16 protein-coding genes and 1 pseudogene are annotated in these 21334 nt (G+C 61.7%); 11 read left to right on the top strand and 6 right to left on the bottom strand.

The window, feature by feature from the left end; all coding sequences use genetic code 11:
- The first annotated feature begins 12 nt into the window (after positions 1–12).
- Positions 13–348 (top strand): tRNA-binding protein, encoded by a 336-nt coding sequence (locus tag K5Q02_RS15295; protein ID WP_225831902.1) that lies wholly within the window; start codon positions 13–15, stop codon positions 346–348.
- The gene (locus K5Q02_RS15290) at positions 345–1211 is read left to right on the top strand and encodes a DMT family transporter (RefSeq protein WP_225831901.1); all 867 of its coding nucleotides are present in this window, start codon (positions 345–347) and stop codon (positions 1209–1211) included. The genes K5Q02_RS15295 and K5Q02_RS15290 overlap by 4 nt, the downstream gene beginning before the upstream one ends.
- 9 nt (positions 1212–1220) lie before the next feature.
- Here K5Q02_RS15290 and K5Q02_RS15285 read toward each other — a convergent pair whose 3' ends face one another.
- The 5 genes from K5Q02_RS15285 to recQ form a co-directional block, all read right to left on the bottom strand.
- Positions 1221–1514: a SelT/SelW/SelH family protein gene (locus tag K5Q02_RS15285; RefSeq protein WP_225831899.1), complete on the bottom strand. Its 294-nt coding sequence runs from the start codon at positions 1512–1514 to the stop codon at positions 1221–1223.
- A gap of 101 nt (positions 1515–1615) precedes the next feature.
- Positions 1616–3733 carry a FimV/HubP family polar landmark protein gene (locus tag K5Q02_RS15280; protein WP_225831898.1) on the bottom strand — a complete coding sequence of 706 codons (2118 nt, stop codon included), beginning with the start codon at positions 3731–3733 and terminating at the stop codon, positions 1616–1618.
- A gap of 238 nt (positions 3734–3971) precedes the next feature.
- A complete protein-coding gene (locus K5Q02_RS15275; protein ID WP_225831895.1) occupies positions 3972–5372 on the bottom strand; it encodes a DHA2 family efflux MFS transporter permease subunit in 1401 nt (466 codons plus the stop codon).
- A complete protein-coding gene (locus tag K5Q02_RS15270) occupies positions 5372–5806 on the bottom strand; it encodes a MarR family transcriptional regulator (protein ID WP_225831894.1) in 435 nt (144 codons plus the stop codon). Before K5Q02_RS15270 ends, K5Q02_RS15275 begins: the two co-directional genes overlap by 1 nt.
- A 117-nt stretch (positions 5807–5923) precedes the next feature.
- Positions 5924–8047 carry a DNA helicase RecQ gene (gene recQ, locus K5Q02_RS15265; RefSeq protein ID WP_225831892.1) on the bottom strand — a complete coding sequence of 708 codons (2124 nt, stop codon included), beginning with the start codon at positions 8045–8047 and terminating at the stop codon, positions 5924–5926.
- Positions 8048–8211: 164 nt separating this feature from the next.
- Between recQ and K5Q02_RS15260 the strand changes: the two genes are divergently transcribed.
- The 3 genes from K5Q02_RS15260 to K5Q02_RS15250 all read left to right on the top strand — a co-directional run bounded on the left by K5Q02_RS15260 (position 8212) and on the right by K5Q02_RS15250 (position 10018).
- On the top strand, positions 8212–8799 hold the full coding sequence (locus tag K5Q02_RS15260) for a UPF0149 family protein (protein ID WP_225831891.1): 588 nt from the start codon (positions 8212–8214) through the stop codon (positions 8797–8799).
- A 16-nt stretch (positions 8800–8815) separates the two neighbouring features.
- On the top strand, positions 8816–9217 hold the full coding sequence (locus K5Q02_RS15255) for a YbaN family protein (RefSeq protein WP_225831889.1): 402 nt from the start codon (positions 8816–8818) through the stop codon (positions 9215–9217).
- Positions 9218–9790: 573 nt separating this feature from the next.
- Positions 9791–10018 (top strand): DUF6316 family protein, encoded by a 228-nt coding sequence (locus K5Q02_RS15250; protein ID WP_225831888.1) that lies wholly within the window; start codon positions 9791–9793, stop codon positions 10016–10018.
- 68 nt (positions 10019–10086) lie between these two features.
- On the opposite strand, the gene pap is transcribed toward K5Q02_RS15250, so the two are convergent.
- Positions 10087–11580, bottom strand: coding sequence for a polyphosphate:AMP phosphotransferase (gene pap, locus K5Q02_RS15245; protein ID WP_225831886.1), 1494 nt, complete (start codon positions 11578–11580; stop codon positions 10087–10089).
- A 396-nt stretch (positions 11581–11976) separates the two neighbouring features.
- Between pap and mnmC the strand changes: the two genes are divergently transcribed.
- From mnmC to K5Q02_RS15215, 6 genes and pseudogenes are all read left to right on the top strand, one after another.
- On the top strand, positions 11977–13935 hold the full coding sequence (gene mnmC / locus K5Q02_RS15240) for a bifunctional tRNA (5-methylaminomethyl-2-thiouridine)(34)-methyltransferase MnmD/FAD-dependent 5-carboxymethylaminomethyl-2-thiouridine(34) oxidoreductase MnmC (protein WP_225831884.1): 1959 nt from the start codon (positions 11977–11979) through the stop codon (positions 13933–13935).
- A 401-nt stretch (positions 13936–14336) separates the two neighbouring features.
- Complete coding sequence (locus K5Q02_RS15235; RefSeq protein ID WP_225831883.1) at positions 14337–16106, top strand: N-acetylglutaminylglutamine amidotransferase; 1770 nt, start codon at positions 14337–14339, stop codon at positions 16104–16106.
- A 134-nt stretch (positions 16107–16240) separates the two neighbouring features.
- Positions 16241–17984 (top strand): annotated as a pseudogene (gene ngg, locus K5Q02_RS15230) (N-acetylglutaminylglutamine synthetase).
- Positions 17985–18257: 273 nt separating this feature from the next.
- Positions 18258–19448 carry an osmoprotectant NAGGN system M42 family peptidase gene (locus tag K5Q02_RS15225; protein WP_225831881.1) on the top strand — a complete coding sequence of 397 codons (1191 nt, stop codon included), beginning with the start codon at positions 18258–18260 and terminating at the stop codon, positions 19446–19448.
- Positions 19449–20779: 1331 nt separating this feature from the next.
- A complete protein-coding gene (locus K5Q02_RS15220) occupies positions 20780–21055 on the top strand; it encodes a hypothetical protein (protein WP_225831880.1) in 276 nt (91 codons plus the stop codon).
- Positions 21048–21320, top strand: a complete 273-nt coding sequence (locus K5Q02_RS15215; protein WP_225831878.1) for a LasR-specific antiactivator QslA — start codon at positions 21048–21050, stop codon at positions 21318–21320. Before K5Q02_RS15220 ends, K5Q02_RS15215 begins: the two co-directional genes overlap by 8 nt.
- Positions 21321–21334 lie beyond the last annotated feature (14 nt).

Genomic DNA, 21334 nt, shown 5'->3' with positions numbered 1-21334 from the left:
AGGAGACGTATCATGCAAATCATCGAGTGGCAGGACTTCGAGCGCGTCGAACTGCGCGTCGGCACCCTCATCAGCGCGGCGCCCAATGAAAAAGCCTTGAAACCCGCCTACGTACTGCAGGTGGATCTCGGCGAACTGGGCATTCGCACTTCCAGCGCCCAGCTCACCGCCCACTACAGCGCAGACGAACTGGTGGGGCGCCAGGTGCTGTGCGTTTGCAACTTCGCCCCCAAACGCATTGCTGGGGTGCGCTCTGAAGTACTGGTAACGGGGGTCTATGACAGCGCTGGCAAAGTCGTCCTGGCCAGCTTCGACAAGCCACTGCCAAATGGCGCGCGCCTGGCATGAACACCCGCAATGCGCTGCTCGGCCTGCATCTGGGGGCGCTGGCGTTCGGCCTGTCCGGCATCTTTGGCGAACTGGCGAACACCACGCCGATTGCCATCGTCAGTGGCCGCGCGCTGTTCGCCGTACTTGCCCTGGGCCTGTTTCTCCTTGCGCTGGGCAGACCGTTGCGTATTGCCGCTCGCCATCTCGCCTGGTTAGGGCTTGGTGGGTTGCTGCTGGGGGCTCACTGGCTGACCTTCTTCGAGTCGGTGCGGGTCTCCGGGGTGGCCATCGCTACCCTGGGTTTCGCCAGTTTTCCGGCCTTCACGGTCTTGCTCGAAGTGCTGCTGGGAGAACGCCCACGGCCTGGCGAGTACCTGATGGTCGCCTTGGTCAGCGTTGGCCTGCTGATGGTCGCGCCGGCCCTGGATACGAGTGACAGCAACACCCAAGGGCTGCTTTGGGGAGTAATGTCAGGGCTGCTATTCGCCTTGTTGTCGCTGCTCGGCCGGGCGATAGCCTCGCATGTCGATCCTATCCAGGCGGCACTCGGCCAGAACCTGGTAGCCCTGGCCTGCTCCCTGCCATTCGCAGGTGCGACGCTGCAGGGCCTGGCAGCCCCGCAATGGTTCTGGCTGGCTCTGCTGGGCGTGTTTTGCACGGGGTTGGCGCATAGCCTGCTGGTGGCCAGTCTGCGGGTCGTCAAAGCGCGCAGCGCAGCACTGATTTTCGCCCTCGAGCCGGTGTACGGCATCAGCTTCGCCTGGCTGCTGTTCAGTCAGACGCCAACGCCTGGCATGCTTGCCGGTGGCAGCCTGATCATCGTGGCGGTATGCATGAGCGCCGCTCAGGCGGGTTCGGGGCCAGTGCCGAAAGCGGCCTAGCGGGACGACTCAGTTCGTTGCCGGGCGATCGCTATGGCCAAGATCACGGGCCGGGTCGATCACGTCGCGCACCCGCTGCTTGAGCACCTTGGCTTCGGGAAAGCCGCCATCGGCCTTGCGCTCCCAGATTTCCACACCGTTGCACTGGATGCGAAAGGTACCGCCAGTGGCTGGCTCCAGGCTCACCCTGGCAAGGTCATCAGCGAAGGTCGACAACAGCTCTTGGGCCAGCCAGGCAGCGCGCAGCAACCATTGGCACTGGGTGCAATAGGTGATGGTGACTTCGGCTTTGTTAGGGGTCATGAGTCGGCTCCATTACTAAGGCCGCCATCTTAGCGCCAGCCCATTCGAGCGCTCATGAAAAAGCGCGGCATGGCCGCGCTTCGTTTCAATCAGGAATTAGATCAGGCAATACGCGCAAGCAGCTCGCGGGCTTCCTGCTTCTCTTCTTCGTCACCCTCGTTGAGCACTTCGTTGAGGATGTCGCAGGCGGCTTCCAGATCATCCTGTTCAATGTAGGCCATCGCTAGGTTGAGCTTGGTCAGGTTCGCCTCGTTGGTGACGAACCGGTCGAGACCATCGGCCTCATCAGCAGGCAAATCATCCAGATCGAGCCAATCGTCCTCTTGCCCTTCTTCCTCCACCAACATGGTGCCAGCGAATGGGCTGCTGGCATCATGACCGAAAATATCGGTGGACTGCTCGGCGCTTGGCACCTCGGAAGTTGTGGGCTCTACGCCAGCACGTTTCTTGCGCGCGCCGTTCTCGAAGGGGTTGACCAGATCCCAGTCGGCATCCAGCGACAAATCGTCCAGGTTCAACTGGAAGTCGTCGTCCTGGCCTTTTTTCTGCTCGGGCGCAGAGGATGGCAGGTCGTCCAATTCGAGGGTCAGTTCCTCCAGTCCCTCCAACGGCTCCAGCGAATCGAAAGACTCCAGCGTTTCTGGCGGCGACGCAAACAGAGCCGGGTAACGGCTCTTGAGCTGGTCGATACGTGCATCCTCGAAACCGTCCCGACGCAACTTCGCTTCCTCTTCGGCGAAAGCGGCTGTGTTGCCCTGCTGGGCCAGTACTTCGAGCAGGCGGAAGCGGATATCAAGACGTTGCGGATTAGCCTGGGAAGCCTGACGCAACGCCGTTACTGCTTCACCCAGGCGGCCATAGGCGATATAGATATTGGCGCCTTCCAGCGGATCGGTAGCATTCGGCTCAGTGCGCGCTACAACGGGGGAACGTACTGGCAGCGGTACGTCGACCACGGCCGTGCGCGTCGCTACGACAGGCTCTACAGCCATCGGTGCGACTGCCTGAACCACCGGGGGCACAACAATCACAGGCTCGGCAATGGTTTCAGGATCAGGTTTGCGCTTACGCTTGAAGAGCAACAAGGCAAGCGCCAGTAGCGCCAGCAGAGATGCAAGTAGCACGTTCCACAGATTCCAGAACCCTTCTGCGGCTGGCTGCGCGGCAGGTACCGGAGCTACTGCGGGTGCCTGCGTGGCCGCAGACGGTGCAGTCTCGGCGGCCGGCAAAGCCGGCGCAGCAGGTGCCGGACGCTCAGCGAGCTGTTCGAGCAATTGGGCGATCTGCTGATCACGCGCTTCCATGCGCGTCATCATGTCTTTCAACTGGTTCTGCACCACCAGCAGATCCTGCTGGAGTTGCAGGTTCTCGGCACTGCGATTGGCGACTTCTTCTTCGACGCGTCGAATCTGCGCGAGCACTTCTACCTGCGGCTCGGCAGGCTGCTGCGGCGCGGTATCGGGAATGATTTGCGCAGGCGCTTCAGGTTGTGGTGCAGAACCTGACTGAGCAGGCTGGCTTGGCGCAGCCTCAGGCATACGGGCATGATCCGGCAACAGCAACGAAACGCCGGCGCGCAGGCGATGGATGTCGCCGTTGCTGAACGCCTGGGGGTTAAGGGCGTGTATGTCCAGCATCAAGTCCTGCAGGGAGGACTGATTGCCCTCTACCCGCAGCTTGGAAGCGATCGTCCAAAGACTATCCCCACTGGTCACCTGATATCGCTCACCACGACTGGCGATCGGCGTGCGGCGCGGCGGCGCGTATGAGGTGAACTGTTCATTGCCGACCTGGGCGGCCTGGCTGTTGTAGGAAGACGACGTCGGCGGGTCGAGCAGCACCGTATATTCGCGCAGCAACTGGCCGCCCGGACGTTTTAGCTCGACGATGAAATTCAGGTAGGGCTCGCGCACGGGCTGATTGGAGACCACCCGCACGACGCTGTTGCCGCCACGCATCACTGGACTGAAACGCAGGTCATTGAGGAAGTAAACGCGATCGACACCGGCAAGATTGAAGGCATCCGCCGGCGCCAGTGAGACCTTGATATCCGAAGCACTCATTTCGTCGCCGACTGCCAACAGCTCGATCTCGGCGTTCAGCGGCTGATTAAGCGCCGAATGCAGGGTGATCTCTCCCAGCCCCAGCGCTGGCGCCAGTCCCGAATAGAATGCCGACCCCGATGCCAGGCCGATTAATAAGTGACGAACACGAGTCATAAAAGCTCCCGATAACTCCGCTCGAAGAGTAGCTGCAGCAACCGAAACCGGATCGGCCTTCCTGCAAGATGCGGCGTAGCACAGCGCTGCGTCGGCAAACGCTCCTTGTCCCACCGAGTAGTGAGTATGGCCTCGATTCAACGGCTTGCGAGTTTTCAACACGCATAACCCACTCGAAATCGAGCATCTGGCCATCATACGCAAAAAGTCAGAAATACGGCTAGTTATGTGAACGCCGTCAACGTTGTGACGGGCGGATATTCCAGGCGGCAATCACGGTAAGTACGAACAGCACGCCCATTAGCAGATAGCTCTGCTGAAACGCCACCACCTCAGCCGCGAAATCACCACCCTCCTGGCGATGACGCCATTCCAGAAAGAAGGTCAGCAGGTTCACTCCAAATGCACCGCCCAACTGACGCACGAAAGTGATGGCGCCCGCTCCGTGCGCAAGCTGTTCACGGTCAAGAATGTCCAGCGCGCCAGTACTCAACGCGGGCAGCAGGATACCCAGACCAATACGGCCGACGCAGGCCCAGCAGCAAAGCACCAGAAACGAGGCCCCCGGTTCCAGCCAGCCCAGCCCGAACGAAGACAGCGCCAGCATCAGCAAACCACTGACCAGCAACACCGCGGTGGACAGCCGATCACTCAACCAACCGCCGAGAAACGAGGCCACGCCCATCAGAATGCCGGTTGGCAGCAACAGCAAACCGGCTCTGCCAGCGCTATAGCCCTCGATGGTCTGCACATGCAGTGGAATCAGATAGGTGGTGCCGTAGAGGCCCATGCCCAGGGCGAGTGCAACCCAACTGGCCTTGCGAAAACCGACATGCCGCCAGAGCCCGAGCGGTAGCAACGGGCGAGCGCTATAGCGACTGCGCCATAGAAAGCTGGCCATCGCCAGAGTACCGATCAGGCCAGTCAGCCAGACCCGCGGCTGCCCCCAGGGAAAGCGCTGCGCCTCAGCCAGCGCACCGAGCCAGGCGAACAAGCCGATGCACAGCAGGCTGAAAGCCCAGAGGTCGAGAAATGGTGTATTGCGCTGACGCTCGCTGGGCATCAGAAATTGCCCGGCGAGCATGGCCAGTACGCACATTGGCAGAGGCAGCCAGAACACCGCATACCAGCCAAAGTCATCGACCAGATAGCCGCCGATGGTCGGCCCCAGCGTTGGCGCGATCATCACGCCTAGCCCGTAGGCCCCCAGCGCGGTACCGCGACCGCCGCCAGCGAACACCTGAAAGATCAGCACCATCGCCAGCGGCTGGACGATGCCGGCACACAGCCCCTGGATGATGCGCAAGGCGATCAGTTGCCAGGCGGCATCGGCAACCAGTGCGAGTAATGACGTAACGATGAACAGACTCAAACCGGCCTGCGCCGTCATACGGGCACCCAGCCGGGCCTGCGCCCACGCTGACAGCAGCAGGCCGGCAGTCATCGCCGCGAGAAACCCCGTGGACAACCACTGAGCCAGCGGACGGCCAATCTGGAAGTCGGCCATGATTGCTGGCAAGGCCACATTGATGCTGGTCGACGCCAGAATCATCGCCATGCTGCCGAGCATCAGCACGACCAGAAGATACTGAGGATAGCGCGGCCCGAAGCGTCTCTGCAGCAGAGACAGTCCCTGCATCAGCGGCGTTCCAGATTACCCAGAATGCGTGCGTGCACCTGCTGGCAACGGCGCAGTTCTTCCTCGTCGATGCCAGCAAAAAGCTCTTCGCGCAACTGCGTGGAGATCGCCTCGATTTGCTCGATCAACGGCTTGGACGGCGGGCACAAGGCGATTTTCTTGGCCCGACGATCCTCGGGAACCGCATGGCGGCTGACCAGCCCCTGCGCCTCCAGGCTGTCGAGCAAGCGCGCCAGCGTTGGCCCCTCGACACCAACGCTCTGAGCCAACTCACGCTGGGTCGGCAATTCAGCGAAACGGCCGATGTGCAGCAGTACCAGCCAGCGCGCCTGGGACAACCCCAGACCGGCGAGACGCCGATCCAGCTCGGCACGCCAGGAACGGGAAAGCTGGGCCAACTGCATGGCAAAACGGTGTTGTTCGGTTTGGGACATTGAGGCTGCTCTTGGAATTATCAAAAACTAATTATTAGCGAGCTAACCATAGCTTTTGGCCGAGAGCAAGATTGCAGTCGTTGCGAGATAAGAGTCTGTCGCGTCAATAATCGTCGATCAGGCTTCGAATTCGGCTTGCAACGCTGCACGAACGCAATGCAGCACGCCCTCCTCCACACGCCCAGCGAACAGCGGGCTGATTTGCGCCACCGGCGGCAGCTCACCCTCACCATCGAGAAAAGCGTCCTGAATCTCACCAAGCAGCTCTTCCGGCAGATCGAGGGCCTGCTCCAGAGAGATCTGCTGGTCAGCGATGGCTTCGGCGAGCAGCGAGTACGCGCTCTTCTGACTGCAGCCGAGCTGATTGGCAATCTGCGCTGGGGTCATGCCCGCGCGCGCCAGGCTGACCAGTTCATGGCGCAAGTCCACCACTGGCTGCGGCGTTTCGTTGCCGGCCAGTACTTCGAGGAAGGCATCGCCGTAGCGCTCCAGCTTACGGGCCCCCACGCCACTGACGCGGGCCATCTCCGCCAGCGTGGTGGGTTTGCTGCGCAGCATCTCCAGCAGCGTGGCGTCGGGGAAGATGACGTAAGGCGGTACGCCGTGCTCCTCGGCCAGACGCTTGCGCAGGGCACGCAGCGCTTCCCACTGCTCGCGCTCTTCACCACGCACCAACTGCCGTGCCGGGCTGCCCGAGGCCTTGGCGCTCTGTTGCGGCTTGAGATCACGGCGCAGCTGCAACGTCACCTCGCCACGCAGCAAAGGCCTGCAGCTGTCAGACAAACGCAGCCCGCCGTAGCCTTCCAGATCCACATCTGCCAGGCCACGCGCTACCAGCTGACGGAACAGCGAGCGCCACTCCCCTTCGCTGAGCGCACTGCCAACACCGAATACAGAAAGATGCTGGTGGCCGAGGCCGCGCATCTTCTCGTTGTCACGGCCCAGCAGAATGTCCACCAGGTGGCCGACGCCATAACGCTGGCCACTGCGGTAGATGGCCGACAGCGCCTGGCGAGCCGGCTCGGTGGCATCCCAGGTCTGCACGCCGTCGGTGCAGTTGTCGCAATGGCCACAGGGCTGCGGCAGGTCTTCGTCGAAATAGGCCAACAACACCTGGCGACGGCAACGGGTTTCCTCGCACAAAGCCAGCATCGCATCGAGCTTGTGCTGCTCCACGCGCTTATGACGCTCGTCGCCCTCGGAGTTGGCGAGCATCTGCTTGAGGAAGATCATGTCCTGCAGCCCGTAGGCCATCCAGGCTTCAGCAGGCAGACCGTCGCGGCCGCCACGGCCGGTTTCCTGGTAATAGGCTTCCAACGACTTGGGCAAATCGAGGTGGGCGACGAAGCGCACGTTGGGCTTGTCGATGCCCATGCCGAAGGCGATGGTCGCCACCATGATCAGCCCTTCCTCATTAAGGAAGCGTTTCTGGTTGTAGGCGCGCAGCTCACTGGGCAGGCCAGCGTGGTATGGCAGTGCCGGGAAGCCCTGCTCGGATAGAAACGACGCGACTTCTTCGACCTTCTTGCGCGACAGGCAATAGACGATGCCGGCATCGCCCTTGCGCGCGGCCAGGAACGCCAGCAACTGCTTGCGGGGCTGCTCCTTGGGCACGATGCGGTAAAAGATGTTGGGGCGGTCGAAACTGGACAGGAAGCGTTCAGCGTTCTGCAGATGCAGACGATTGACGATCTCCTCGCGGGTACGCATGTCGGCAGTCGCGGTCAGGGCAATGCGCGGCACCTCGGGGAACAGCTCGGCCAACTGCCCCAACTGCAGGTACTCGGGACGGAAATCATGCCCCCACTGAGACACGCAGTGAGCTTCGTCGATGGCGAACAGGGCAACCTTCAGCTGCTGCAGGAAGGCCAGCATGCGCGGCTGCACCAGCCGCTCCGGGGCGAGATAGAGCATCTTGATCTCGCCGCGACGAATGCGATCGGCGATATCGCGCTGCTGATCGGCGTCCAGTGTCGAGTTCAGCGCCACTGCGGCGACACCCAGCTCTTCAAGGGTCGCCACCTGATCGTCCATCAGCGCGATCAGCGGCGAAACGACTACGGCCAGCCCGTCACGCAACAACCCGGGTACCTGGAAGCACAGCGACTTGCCGCCGCCGGTCGGCATCAACACCAACGCATCGCCGCCACTGGCCACACGCTCGATGATCGCACCCTGGCGGCCACGGAAGCTGTCATAGCCGAATACGTCTTTGAGGATGCGTTGCGCCTGCTCGAGCATGTAGGGTCTCCGAATCAAGCGGGGCATTATACGCAAGTGTCTCGCGGCGACGGGCAACGGATGTGTTTTTTAGCGTTTAGCACGCCGTTTTGCCTGCAACTCTGGCCGGGTAGGTTGGTCTGCTCTAGAATCCAGCCTCGTTTACTTCCTCAAGGTAGCCACCGATGTCCTTCGCCGAGCAACTGTCCCGTCTGCAAGCCTTCCTCGATGCTGATGAACTGCACGAAGAAGCGCTGGACTATGTCGCCGCACACGGTTACCTGACCGCCCTCTCCATCTGCCCGGACAAGGTCGAAACCCGTGAGTGGATCGACGCGTTGTTCTCCGAGCCGCCGCACTACCGCAGCGATGAAGAGCGTGATGACATCGAAGCCACTCTGATTCAGTTGCAGTCGCATATCGCCCGCCAGCTGGCCAGCGATGACGAGCCGGAAGTACCGTGTGAGCTGGATCTCGGTGACGAGCCGGACGACTCCGACCTGCGTGGCTGGTGCATCGGCTTCATGGAAGGGGTATTCCTGCGCGAAGCCGTGTGGTTCGATGACGCTGAAGACGAAGTCAGCGAGCTGCTGCTACCGATCATGGTCGGTTCGGGCCTGTTCGATGAACAGCCGGAGTTCGCTGAGATTGCCCGTGATCGCGACTTGGTCGATAGCATGATCGAACAGATCCCGGAGCTGCTCACCGCACTGTTCCTGCTGTGCAATGCGCCTGAAGAAAAACCGGCGCTGCTCAAACCTCGCCACCACTGATAGCGACGCCATCAACATGGCGCGCGAACCCTACGAAACACGCAACCCTCTGCTGCGCTACAGTCTGCTGACCCTCGGCTGGCTGAGCGTAGCACTGGGCGTGCTCGGCATATTTCTGCCGGTGCTGCCCACCACTCCCTTCCTGCTGCTGGCCGCTGCCTGCTTCATGCGCAGCTCGCGACGCTTCTACCTATGGCTGGTCGAACATCCTCGCCTCGGCCCGTGGATTCGCGACTATCTGGAGGGTGAAGGCATTCCTCGCAAAGCCAAGATTTACGCCATCGGCCTGATGTGGCTGAGCATTGGCGTTTCCTGCTGGCTGGTTCCACTGGTATGGGCGCGCGCGTTCATGCTAATCAGCGCTGTGCTGGTGAGCCTGTACATTCTCAAACAGAAGACCTTACCGGATCGGCACTGAATGTGCCGACAGCACCTGCGCACCGCAAATGCGGCGTCATGGTAGGAGACTCTATGTCAACGAGGCCCCTGGTTTGGGATTGTAGTCGGCCTCGCTTGCGCGCGAATCGGGGGCACGACACGGGTCTTCGCAATGGCCACTATCGCATTGTAGGAGCCGCGACCCCGCGGCGAATGTTGGCCACTCCGCAGATATTCAGAATGGCCACCACCGCATTCGCGCCGGGTCGACGCTCCTACCGGATTGGCGTTGCCCCCCCATCTCGCAAGCACCTCACTACTGTAGGAGCCCGCTTGCGGGCGATCAGTAGTTCGGTTCCCGATCGATCAGAATGGCCACCATCGCTTCGCCTGCAAGCGGGCTCCTACACGATGGTAGGTAACGCGATTCCGTAGGAGCGGGCTTGCCGGCGAATGATGGCCGTGATGTGCTTTGCGGTACGGCCACCATCCCATCGCACCGGGTCGCCGCTCCCACGGTCGATGGACTGCTGCTAGCCAGAATGGCATCGCCAGCAGATTTCCCATCCGCTGATACACTGCACTGCAGGTACGTTCACGGGCGGCGACGAATATGACTATCCAGCGCGCAGAGGATACGGTTCAGACCACTCACTTCCGCAGTGACCGGGTCAGCACCATCAATGGCCGCTTCTTCTTCACGACCCGCGAGGGCACCCTCGAAGGCCCCTACTTCTCCCGCGATGAAGCCGAGCGAAATATCCCCCGCTACATCGACCGCATGCTGCAGGCCTTGGCGATCATCGAGAGTCGCAACAGCACGGGCAGTTTCAGGCCATAACCCATTGGCTATTAGCCCTGGGTATCGCTTCGCTCAACGCCAGGCTACGGCCACTGATATCGGCAGTATTAGCGCTCGCTCTTTTCGAACGCCGCCTCCAGCGCATCGTTGATGGTACGCAGCACCTTTATCCGGGCGAACTGCTTGTCATTGGCCTCGACCAGTGTCCACGGCGCCAGGCGGGTACTGGTGCGATCAACCATGTCGCCCACCGCCTCGCGGTACTGCGGCCACTTTTCGCGGTTGCGCCAATCCTCTTCGGTAATCTTGAAGCGCTTGACCGGATTGGCCTCACGCTCGCGAAAGCGCTCCAGCTGGGTATTCTCATCGATGGCCAGCCAGAACTTCACCAGCACCACACCTGCATTGCTGAGCTGCTCCTCGAAATCGTTGATCTCGCCGTAAGCACGCAGCCAATCCGCCGGCTCGCAGAAACCCTCGACCCGTTCCACCAGCACGCGGCCGTACCAGGAACGGTCGAACACGGTGAACTTGCCGCGCGCCGGAATATGCCGCCAGAAGCGCCATAGATAAGGCTGGGCGCGCTCTTCCTCGGTCGGCGCTGCCACCGGCACGATGCGGTATTGCCGGGGATCCAGCGCCGCAGCGACCCGACGTATAGCACCGCCCTTGCCGGCGGCATCGTTACCCTCGAACACCGCCACCAGCGCGTGGCGGCGCATGCGTTTATCGCGCATCAGTTGCGACAGGCGTGCCTGCTCGCGAGTCAGTTGCTCACGGTAGTCAGCCTTGGCGAGGCTCACACTCATATCCAGGCTGTCGAGCAAGCTGCATTGATCGGTTCGGGTCATCAACGGCGTGGCATGGGGCAAGGGAGCACGCTCACCCGTACCGCGCAGCGCAGCCTGCAAACCCTCGAGGAGAACGCGCCCAACAGTCAGGCTGCGGTAATTGGCGTCCGCCCCGGCGACGATGTACCAGGGCGAGTAATCGCGGCTGGTGCGCCGCAACAGATCCTCGCCGACACGCACGAACTTGTCGTAGGTCTTCGACTGCTGCCAGTCCAGCGGGCTCAGGCGCCAGCTGTGCAGTGGATCGTCCTGCAGGCTCTTGAGACGCCCCAGCATCTGTTTCTTGGAAAGGTGAAACCAGAACTTGAAGATCAGCGTGCCTTCGTTGCACAGCATCTGCTCCAGGCCCAGAGCGCCGTCGATGGCGCCATTGAGGTCGTCCTTCTTCAAATCGCCGTGCACGCGACCTTGTAGCATCTGGCTGTACCAGTTGCCGAAGAAGATCCCGATACGCCCTTTGGGTGGCAGCTGCCGCCAATAACGCCAGGCGGCTGGCCGGGCTAGCTCTTCGTCGGTTTGCTGATCGAAGGTGCTGACCTGGATAAGGCGCGGATCCATCCACTCGTTGAGCAGCTTCACCGTCTCGCCCTTGCCTGCCCCCTCGATGCCGTTGATCAGGATGACAACCGCCGAGCGCCCCTGCTCGCGCAACGCGTATTGCGCCTCGAGCAGTGCCTCGCGCAGCACTTGCTCTTCGGCGTCGAAGGTAGCCTTGTCGATGATGTGGTCGATCTCGGCGGATTCGAACATAAGCACCTCTTCCTGAAATGTATGCCCCAGACTAGGGGCCGTTGGCATTTCAGCGCAAGCCACGATGCACAGGTGGATTGCCCTCAGCATCGCGAGGCTCGATCCAAGCGGAGGGTGTAGGAGATTCTATGTCAACGAGGCCCCAGGCTTGAGATTGTAGTCGGCCTCGCTTGCGCGCGAATCGGGGGCACGACACGGGTCTTCGCAATGGCCACTATCGCATTGTAGGAGCCGCGACCCCGCGGCGAATCGTATGAGCAACGCCAAAATCGCGTTATGGCCACCATCATTCGCGCCGAGGTCAGCGCTCCTACGCGATACGCCAGCCTTATACGCGCTCGCTCTGCACATCGCCCCTGCTAGAATCGCCGCCCTGCCTGCTCCAGGAACGCCACGATGGCCGATCAACACGCACAACTCGACTGGGACGAACAGGGCCAACCCTCGTCGCGCCAATACGCCGATGTCTATTTCTCCCGGGAGAACGGCCTGGAAGAGACGCGCTATGTGTTCCTTACCAACAATGATCTTCCGCAACGCTTCGCTGCACTGCAACCCGGCGAGCAGTTGGTGATCGGCGAAACCGGGTTCGGCACCGGCATGAACTTTCTTTGCGCCTGGGAGCTGTTCGAGCAGCAGGCCGCTGCCGGTGCACGGTTGCATTTCGTCAGCGTGGAAAAGCACCCTCTCACCCATACCGACCTGAAGCGCGCGCTTGCCTTGTGGCCGTCATTACAGAGCTATAACGAGCAATTGCTGGCGAGCTATGTCGGTGTCAACGCAGGCTTCCAGCGCCTGGTTTTCGACGCTGGCCGCGTGGTGCTGACACTGATGATCGGTGACGCCTTGAGCATGCTGCCGCAGCTTAATGCGCGTATCGACGCCTGGTTTCTCGATGGCTTCGCTCCCGCCAAGAACCCCGAGATGTGGACGCCCGAGCTATTTGCCCAACTGGCCCGGCTCAGCACGCCGGACACCACGCTTGGCACCTTCACCTCCACCGGCTACGTTCGCCGAGCGCTTAAGGAAGCTGGGTTTCAGATCAAGCGCGTACCGGGCCTGGGCAAGAAGTGGGAAGTCATGCGCGGCACCTTTGGCGGTACAGCCAGCACCTTGAGCAAGCCCTGGTTCGCGCGCCCTGCGTATCGCCCCAGCGAGCGTCGTGCCCTGGTGATCGGCGCGGGGCTCGCTGGTTGCGCCACCGCAGCCAGCCTCTCCGCACGCGGCTGGCAGGTGGAAGTGCTGGAGCGTCACGCAGCCATCGCCCAGGAAGCCTCGGGGAACCCGCAGGGCGTGCTGTACCTCAAGCTTTCCGCTCACGGCACAGCGCTGTCGCGATTGATCGTCGATGGCTTCGGTTACACACGCCGCCTGCTTGAGAGCCTGCACAAAGGGCAGGACTGGGACAATTGCGGTGTGCTGCAACTGGCCTTCGACGACCGTGAAGCGCAGCGTCAAGCCAAGCTCGCTGCTGCCTTTCCCGAAACATTGCTGACCCAGGTGAGTCGTGACGAGGCCGAACGCCAGGCAGGCATCGGGCTGGCGAGCGGCGGGCTGTTCTATCCCGACGCCGGCTGGGTGCACCCGCCGGCCCTCTGCCAACTCCTGATCGATCATCCCAACGTGAGCCTGCATGTCTTTCAACACGCCTTGCAGCTCAAGCGCGTGAACGGTGAATGGCAAGCCTGGAGCGGTGAGCAAATGATCGCCAGTGCAGCGGTGGTCGTGCTCTGTGGGGCAGCAGATATCACCCACTTCGAGCAAACCGCGCAACTGCCGCTCAAACGCATCCGCGGGCAGATCAGCCGGCTGCCTGCATCGCCCGCAAGCACCATGCTGCGCACGGTCGTATGTGCGGAAGGTTATGTGGCGCCGGTTCGCCATGGCGAGCACACCCTGGGGGCCAGCTTCAACTTCGATAGCGATGACCTGACGCCGAGTAGCGCCGAACACGCCAGCAATCTGGATCTGCTCAGAGAGATATCCAGCGACCTGGCCGAACGCCTGCAGGTCGACACGCTCGAGCCGGATACGCTGCAAGGTCGCGCGGCCTTTCGCTGCACCAGCCCGGATTATCTGCCTATCGTCGGACCGCTGGCAGATGCCAGTGCCTTTGCCGAGGCTTACGCCGTATTGGCGCGCGATGCTCGCCAGGTGCCGCAACCCCCCTGCCCGTGGCATGAGGGTTTGTACATTAATAGTGGCCACGGCTCGCGCGGGCTGATCACAGCGCCCTTATCCGGTGAGTTGATCGCCGCCTGGCTGAATGACGAACCGCTGCCAGTCCCACAAGATGTAGCCGAAGCCTGCCACCCCAACCGCTTCATGCTTCGGCAACTGATCCGCAAGGGCTGACCCCTGCCACCCCAGTGATGCGTGACGATCCAGACCAGTAGGAGCCCGCTTGCGGGCGATGCGATTGCAGCCATCACGATAATCAGTGTCCTGCCCAAGATTCGCCCGCAAGCGGGCTCCTACAGCACCGAGGCGTCTACAAGCGGGACGTTCGACGCCAAACCGGTATGAGCGCTCCTGCCCAACACGCCATCGCCCCGTCATTTTATTGAACATTCCTACGCCGAGGTGACTCGAAAAAGCTCGGGACTGCTGTGCTGCCGTAGGCGTACATCAGTCTCAGATGCTCGATTGTCTCCGGTGCGCTCTGGAGCGTGCTGGAACTCAGAACCGGTACACAACTGGTACGGACTGACGTTAAGGAGGAACAGAGCCCAGGAAATACGCGGGCTTTATAGACTATGTGCGGAATAGCAGGCGAACTACGCTTCGATAACCAACCAGCCGACCTGGCTGCCGTTGAACGCATCACTCACCACCTCGCCCCACGTGGCCCCGACGCCCATGGCTTCCATAGCCGCGGCCCCGTCGCCTTCGGCCACCGCCGACTGAAGATCATGGATCTCGCCGAAGCCTCGGGCCAGCCGATGATCGATAACGATCTCGGCCTGTCGATGGTCTTCAACGGCGCCATCTACAACTACCCGGAACTGCGCGGCGAGCTGGAACAGCTTGGCTACCGCTTCTTTTCGGGCGGCGATACCGAAGTGTTGCTCAAGGGCTATCACGCCTGGGGCGAAAAACTGCTGCCCAAGCTCAACGGCATGTTCGCCTTCGCCATCTGGGAACGCGACAGCCAGCAGCTGTTCATCGCCCGTGATCGCCTCGGCGTGAAGCCGCTGTACCTCTCCAAGACCAAGGATCGCCTGCGTTTCGCCTCCAGCCTGCCAGCGCTGCTGAAAGGTGGCGATATCGGCAAGACCCTCGACCCCATCGCGCTCAACCACTACCTGAATTTCCACGCTGTGGTACCGGCTCCGCGCACCATTCTTGCCGGTGTCGAGAAGCTGCCACCCGCTACCTGGATGCGCGTTGACGTCAATGGCAAGGTCGAGCAGAAAGTCTGGTGGACGCTGAACTACGGCCCTAGCGCCGAAGAAGCCAACTACGGTTTCGACGAGTGGCGCGATGCAGTACTCGACGGCATGCGCGAGGCGGTTTCGATCCGTCAGCGTGCCGCAGTCGATGTCGGTGTGCTGCTCTCCGGCGGTGTCGACTCCAGCATGCTGGTCGGCCTGCTACGTGAGGCGGGCGTCGAGAACCTGTTGACCTTCTCCATCGGTTTCCAGGATGCCGGCGGCGAGCGCGGCGACGAGTTCCAGTACTCGGATCTGATCGCCAAACGCTTCGAAACCCAGCATCACCAGCTGCGCATCGGCGAGAACGAAATTCTCGATCAGTTGCCAGCGGCCTTCCGCGCCATGAGCGAGCCGATGGTCAGCCATGACTGCATCGCCTTTTACCTGCTCTCGCGGGAAGTGGCCAAGCACTGCAAGGTGGTGCAAAGCGGCCAGGGCGCTGACGAGCTGTTCGCCGGCTACCACTGGTATCCGCTGGTCGATGGTGCCGAAGACGCCTTTAGCGCCTATCGCAAAGCCTTCTTCGACCGTGAGCACGACGAATATGCAGCCTGCGTGCAACCCGCCTGGCTGACCGATGACGTGGCCGGTGAGTTCGTTCGCCAGCACTTCGCCCAGCCGGGTGCCGATGCCGCCGTGGACAAAGCGCTGCGTCTGGACAGCACGGTGATGCTGGTCGACGACCCGGTCAAGCGTGTCGACAACATGACCATGGCCTGGGGCCTCGAAGCCCGTACGCCGTTCTTGGATTACCGCCTGGCCGAATTGTCCGCGCGCATCCCGGGTCAGTACAAACTGCCCGAAGGCGGCAAGTACGTGCTCAAGGAAGCCGCGCGCAAGGTTATCCCTTCCGAGGTCATCGACCGCAAGAAGGGCTACTTTCCGGTTCCAGGCCTCAAGCACCTGGAAGGCGCGACGCTCGGTTGGGTTCGCGATCTGCTGGTCGACCCGGCTCATGACCGCGGCATCTTCAACCCACAGATGCTCGACCGCCTGCTGACCGACCCGCAAGGCCAACTGACGCCACTGCGCGGCTCGAAGCTATGGCAGATGGCAGCACTCAACCTGTGGTTAAGCGAACAGGGACTGTAACGACGAACCGGGGGAGCCATACGCTCCCCCGTCACTCAACAGGAATGGCCGAATCCGCCTCGATGCGGATCAGCAGACAGGTCAACCGATAGCCGGCACATGCCGGACATGCGAAAGCAAAGGAACACTCTCCAATGCGAGCCACTGCCCACAATCAACGCCTCCTCCGAGGCCAATCCCCCCTCCTACGAGCGCTTGCAGGCACGTTTTGCCGAGGAGCACGGTGATGGCATCAGCCAGCCGCAGATCGTGCATTGCGGATGGGGTCGACTGCTGATCGGGCACACCTTTCCGGATGCCTCGGTACTGGCCGAAGAGCTGCTCAGCGAGCAGCCCGGCGAGCGCGACATCGCCCTTTATGTAGCAGCACCGCAGCAGGTGTTGTCGTATGCGCCCCAACAACTGTTTCTCGACCCGTCAGACACGCTGCGCCTCTGGTTCAGTGACTACCGCCAGGCCCGCCGCGGTTTTCGTGGCTTCCGCGTGCGGCGCGCGCAGACGCCAGCCGACTGGCAGGCGATCAACTGCCTGTACCAGACCCGCGGCATGCTGCCCATCGACACGGAAAAACTGACCCCTCGTCACCAGGGTGGCCCGGTTTACTGGCTGGCCGAAGATGAAGACAGCGGCGCGGTAATCGGCAGCGTGATGGGCCTCAATCACCAGAAGGCCTACCACGACCCGGAACTCGGCAGCAGCCTGTGGTGCCTGGCGGTCGACCCTGCCTGCAGCCGCCCAGGCGTTGGCGAAGTACTGGTGCGCCATCTCGTCGAACACTTCATGAGCCGTGGCCTGAGCCACCTCGACCTGTCCGTGCTGCACGACAACGGCCAGGCCAAGAAGCTGTATGCCAAGCTGGGTTTCCGCGAACTGCAGACCTTCAGCGTCAAACGCAAGAACGGCATCAACCAGACGCTGTTCCTCGGCCCAGGCCCGGACGACAACCTCAACCCTTATGCGCGCATCATCGTCGACGAAGCACGGCGCCGCGGCATCGATGCCCATATCGATGACGCCGAAGCCGGTCTCTTCACCCTCAGCCAGGGTGGACGCCGCATCCGCTGCCGTGAATCGCTGACCGACCTGACCAGCGCCGTGACCATGACCCTGTGCCAGGACAAGCGCCTGACCCACCGCACCCTCAGCCGTGCCGGTCTGAGTCTGCCAGCACAGCGCCTGGCAGGCAGCGCGGAAGACAATGCGGCGTTTCTCGCCGAGCACGGCAGCCTGGTGGTCAAGCCGGTAGACGGCGAACAAGGCCAGGGCGTGGCCGTCGACCTGCGCACACCAGCCGACGTACAAGCCGCCATCGAACGCGCCCGCCCCTTCGACGAGCGTGTGCTGCTGGAGAGCTATCACGAAGGTTTCGACCTGCGCATCGTGGTGATCGGCTTCGAAGTGGTCGCCGCCGCGATTCGCCGCCCGGCAGAAGTGCTGGGCGATGGCCGCCACACCATCGGTGAGCTGATCGACGCACAAAGTCGTCGCCGTCAGGCCGCCACCGGTGGCGAAAGCCGCATTCCCAAGGACGCCGAAACCCTACGCACCCTTCATGCCGCTGGCTTCGACTACGACAGCGTGCTGCCCCAGGGCAAACGCATGGCCGTGCGCAAGACCGCCAACCTGCACACCGGCGGGATTCTCGAGGACGTCACCGGCATTCTCCATCCAACGCTAGCCGAAGCAGCGGTCAAGGCTGCCCGCGCGCTGGACATTCCGGTGGTGGGTCTCGACCTGCTGGTACCGGCAGCGGATCAGCCCGAACACGTGTTCATCGAGGCCAACGAGCGCGCAGGCCTCGCCAACCATGAGCCCCAGCCGACCGCCGAACGCTTCATAGACCTGCTGTTCCCACTGAGCCATGGCGTAGGTGATTGAGTCTTCTCATTACACGGATTGATGGGTTTCACCTGCGCGGCCCGATTCATCCTACGGAGCTGTACCGTGGATCACGCGGACGTAGGATGGGTCGAGGAGCGAAGCGACGATACCCATCAATCGACCCAACGCTAGCCCGGCAGGAAACCCTCATCGCCATCGCAGGTCAGCATGTAACACAGACCTGATTTTACCGTCCGTCGACAGGCGTCAAAGCATTCACCCAAGACTGACGCCGCTCGGCGGCCCATCCCCGTCATAGATGGAGATCCCATGTCGCAAATTCCTGAACCAGACCTCGAGTACATGCAGAAAGTACTGCTGGAAATGCTCGCCATTCCCAGCCCAACCGGCTTCACCGACACCATCGTGCGCTATGTCGCCGAGCGCCTGACGGAAATCGGTATTCCTTTCGAAATGACCCGACGCGGCACCATCCGCGGCACACTCAAAGGCCGCCGTTACAGCCCCGATCGTGCGGTGTCTGTACACCTCGACACCATCGGCGCCATGGTGCGCGAGATCAAGGACAACGGCCGCCTGTGCCTGACCGCCATTGGCTGCTGGTCGAGCCGCTTCGCCGAAGGCAGCCGTGTCAGCGTGTTCAGTGACCATGGTGTACTGCGCGGCAGCGTGCTGCCCCTGCTGGCCTCCGGGCACGCCTTCAACACCGAAGTGGATCAGATGCCAATCTCATGGGATCACGTCGAACTGCGCCTGGACGCTCTGGTCGCCAGCCGTGCCGACTGCGAAAGCCTAGGCGTATCCGTCGGCGACTTCGTGGCCTTCGACCCACTGCCCGAGTTCACCGAGAGCGGCCACATCAGCGCCCGCCACCTGGACGATAAAGCTGGCGTCGCAGCGCTGCTCGCCGCGCTCAAGGCGGTGGTGGAAAGCGGCCAGGAGCCGCATATCGACTGTCACCCGCTATTCACCATCACCGAAGAAGTCGGCTCTGGCGCCGCCGCAGCCTTGCCGTGGGACGTCAGCGAATTCGTCGGCATCGACATCGCCCCGGTCGCCGCGGGCCAACGCTCTACCGAGCACACCGTCAGCGTCGCCATGCACGACTCCGGTGGTCCCTACGACTATCACCTGTCCCGGCAACTGCTGCGTTTGGCGAGCGAGAACGAAATCCCGGTGCGCCGCGATCTGTTCCGCTACTACCACAGCGACGCGCAATCAGCGGTCACCGCGGGCCACGATATTCGTACCGCGCTGATCGCCTTCGGCTGCGACGCGACCCACGGCTACGAACGCACCCATATCGACAGTCTCGCCGCCCTCTCCCGCTTGCTCGGTGCCTACCTGCTAAGCCCACCGGTATTCGCCAGCGACGCCCAACCGGAAAACGGTTCTCTGGAGCGCTTCAGCCACCAACTGGAGCATGATGCACAGATGGAGCCGGACACCCGCGTGCCGACCGTCGATAGCCTGGTGGGTAATAGAGATAGAGAGAGCTAGCCCCGTTATAGGAGGCACGCACTTGCGGCGAATGAGATGGGCAACGCGATAATCGCGCCGAGGGCGACGCTCCTACAGAGGTGCTGCGACCACCTCTGTAGGAGCCGGCTTGCCGGCGAATGGCAACCATGCCGCTATTATGCAGACCGCCCACGATCGCATCGCCCGCAAGCGGGCTCCTACAGTAGTGAGGTGCTTGCGAGATGAGGGTTCAACGCCAATCCGGTAGGAGCGTCGACCCGGCGCGAATGCGGTAGTGGCCATTCTGAATATCTGCGGAGTGGCCAGCATTCGCCGCGGGGTCGCGGCTCCTACAATTCGATTGTGGCCATTGCGAAGACACGTGTCGTGCCTCTGATTCGCGCACAAGCGAGGCCTACTACAACCCTAAGCAAGGGGCCTCGTTGACATAGAATCTCCTACACGGTTTCTGGCATCTACGCGATCCTGTAGGAGCCGGCTTGCCGGCGATCCTCGTTCAGCCGAAGCCCCATAGCAGACCGAGGCTTACGGTTCCCGCAAGCACCTGCCACACGCTCAAGCCCATTACGCCAATAGCCAAACACGGTAACCTGCCTCTACGTTTCTAACGACAAATAGCTCACCTCCTCAAACAGGCATTCGGGCTGGGACAGCGTTTTCTTCGCGAATCGGGATCTACGGCGAACCGAAAACCAGCGCAACGACACTCGCTTTCACCGCCACATGAACTTCCCAGGTGGCCACGTGCGAGCTGACACATCCACCCTGCCCTTGGACATGGAAATCGGCTTGATTACGGAAGACGTTGCAGGTGCATACCAGAAAGCAATCGCCGCGGCTGCGACAGAACTGTCTGCACCCATTCAAAAAACCTGGGGCAAACCGTCGCCTATGTGCGCGCTCCGGGCGGCACGCTGATTGAGCTCTGCTCACCGTGGGGATCTAAGCCACACCATCACATCGCTTAACAATCACCCCTCTATCTGGCGACTCAACGGTTGCCATCACTTACCTTGCGAGCTAGAGTGCGGCGGTCACGGCTAATGCGGTGGCCGGGTGTAGCAACCTGAATGTTCGAGACGCGGTGCGTCCAAATTGCGTAGTCGGTGTTTATACCGTGCTACTGCATTTCTATGGCGGGCCGTACGGGGCAGGCTTCGGCCTGGCCGGTTCCCTCGGACGCCGGTTTGCTACCCCCGTATGGTCCGTCACCATAACCGCGTAGCAACGGCGGTGGCGGCTCCTTAATTGTTCGAGGAGCATAAGGAAAATGCGCTATCCAGCTTTTACGCAAGGGCACCACCTAGCCCATCAAGCAGTTTCAATAACCTCCACAAAGGAGGTGCGCCATGGCTAATTCACAAGGTCGAGTTTTGCCGTTTCCTCGGCGCCCAAGCCCCATTCCCCTCACCAATTACCAACCTCGCACCGCTCAGGCAGATGCCGAACTGCGTGCCGCAATGCTGAAAGAACTGCTCGATGATCTCACCATCCGAGCCGAACACAGTACTGATCGGCTGCGAATACGTTTGGTAACACTGGCAGCCAACGACCTGTTGGACGAATTGGTGGTGCTTTACCGCCGGGCGCTGTGCCAACTTCCGGGAGGAGACCGCCATGAATAAAGGCGTTATCACTGCACTGCCCAGCAACGACGGCCATCCAGGATTGAGCATCGTCTGGAGCCAAGACTGCCGCCCAGCGTTCAACCAAGGCGTGCGCGCAGCACAGACCTGGCTCAGCGGTAGGCGTTCTAACTGGTTATGGGCAGCATTGATTTTTGAACGAGAAGAGATGCCTGCCGAGATACACCGCCGAGCCTTCGAGGTGGGGTTCCTGAGCCGCTTGCATCAAGGCGTAAGCACGCCGCCAAACAACCCATTAGGATAGGTAGGCCGAGTAAA

The sequence above is a fragment of the Pseudomonas sp. MM211 genome, from assembly GCF_020386635.1.
GTDB lineage: Bacteria > Pseudomonadota > Gammaproteobacteria > Pseudomonadales > Pseudomonadaceae > Aquipseudomonas.
This window is presented reverse-complemented; position numbering and strand designations above follow the sequence as displayed.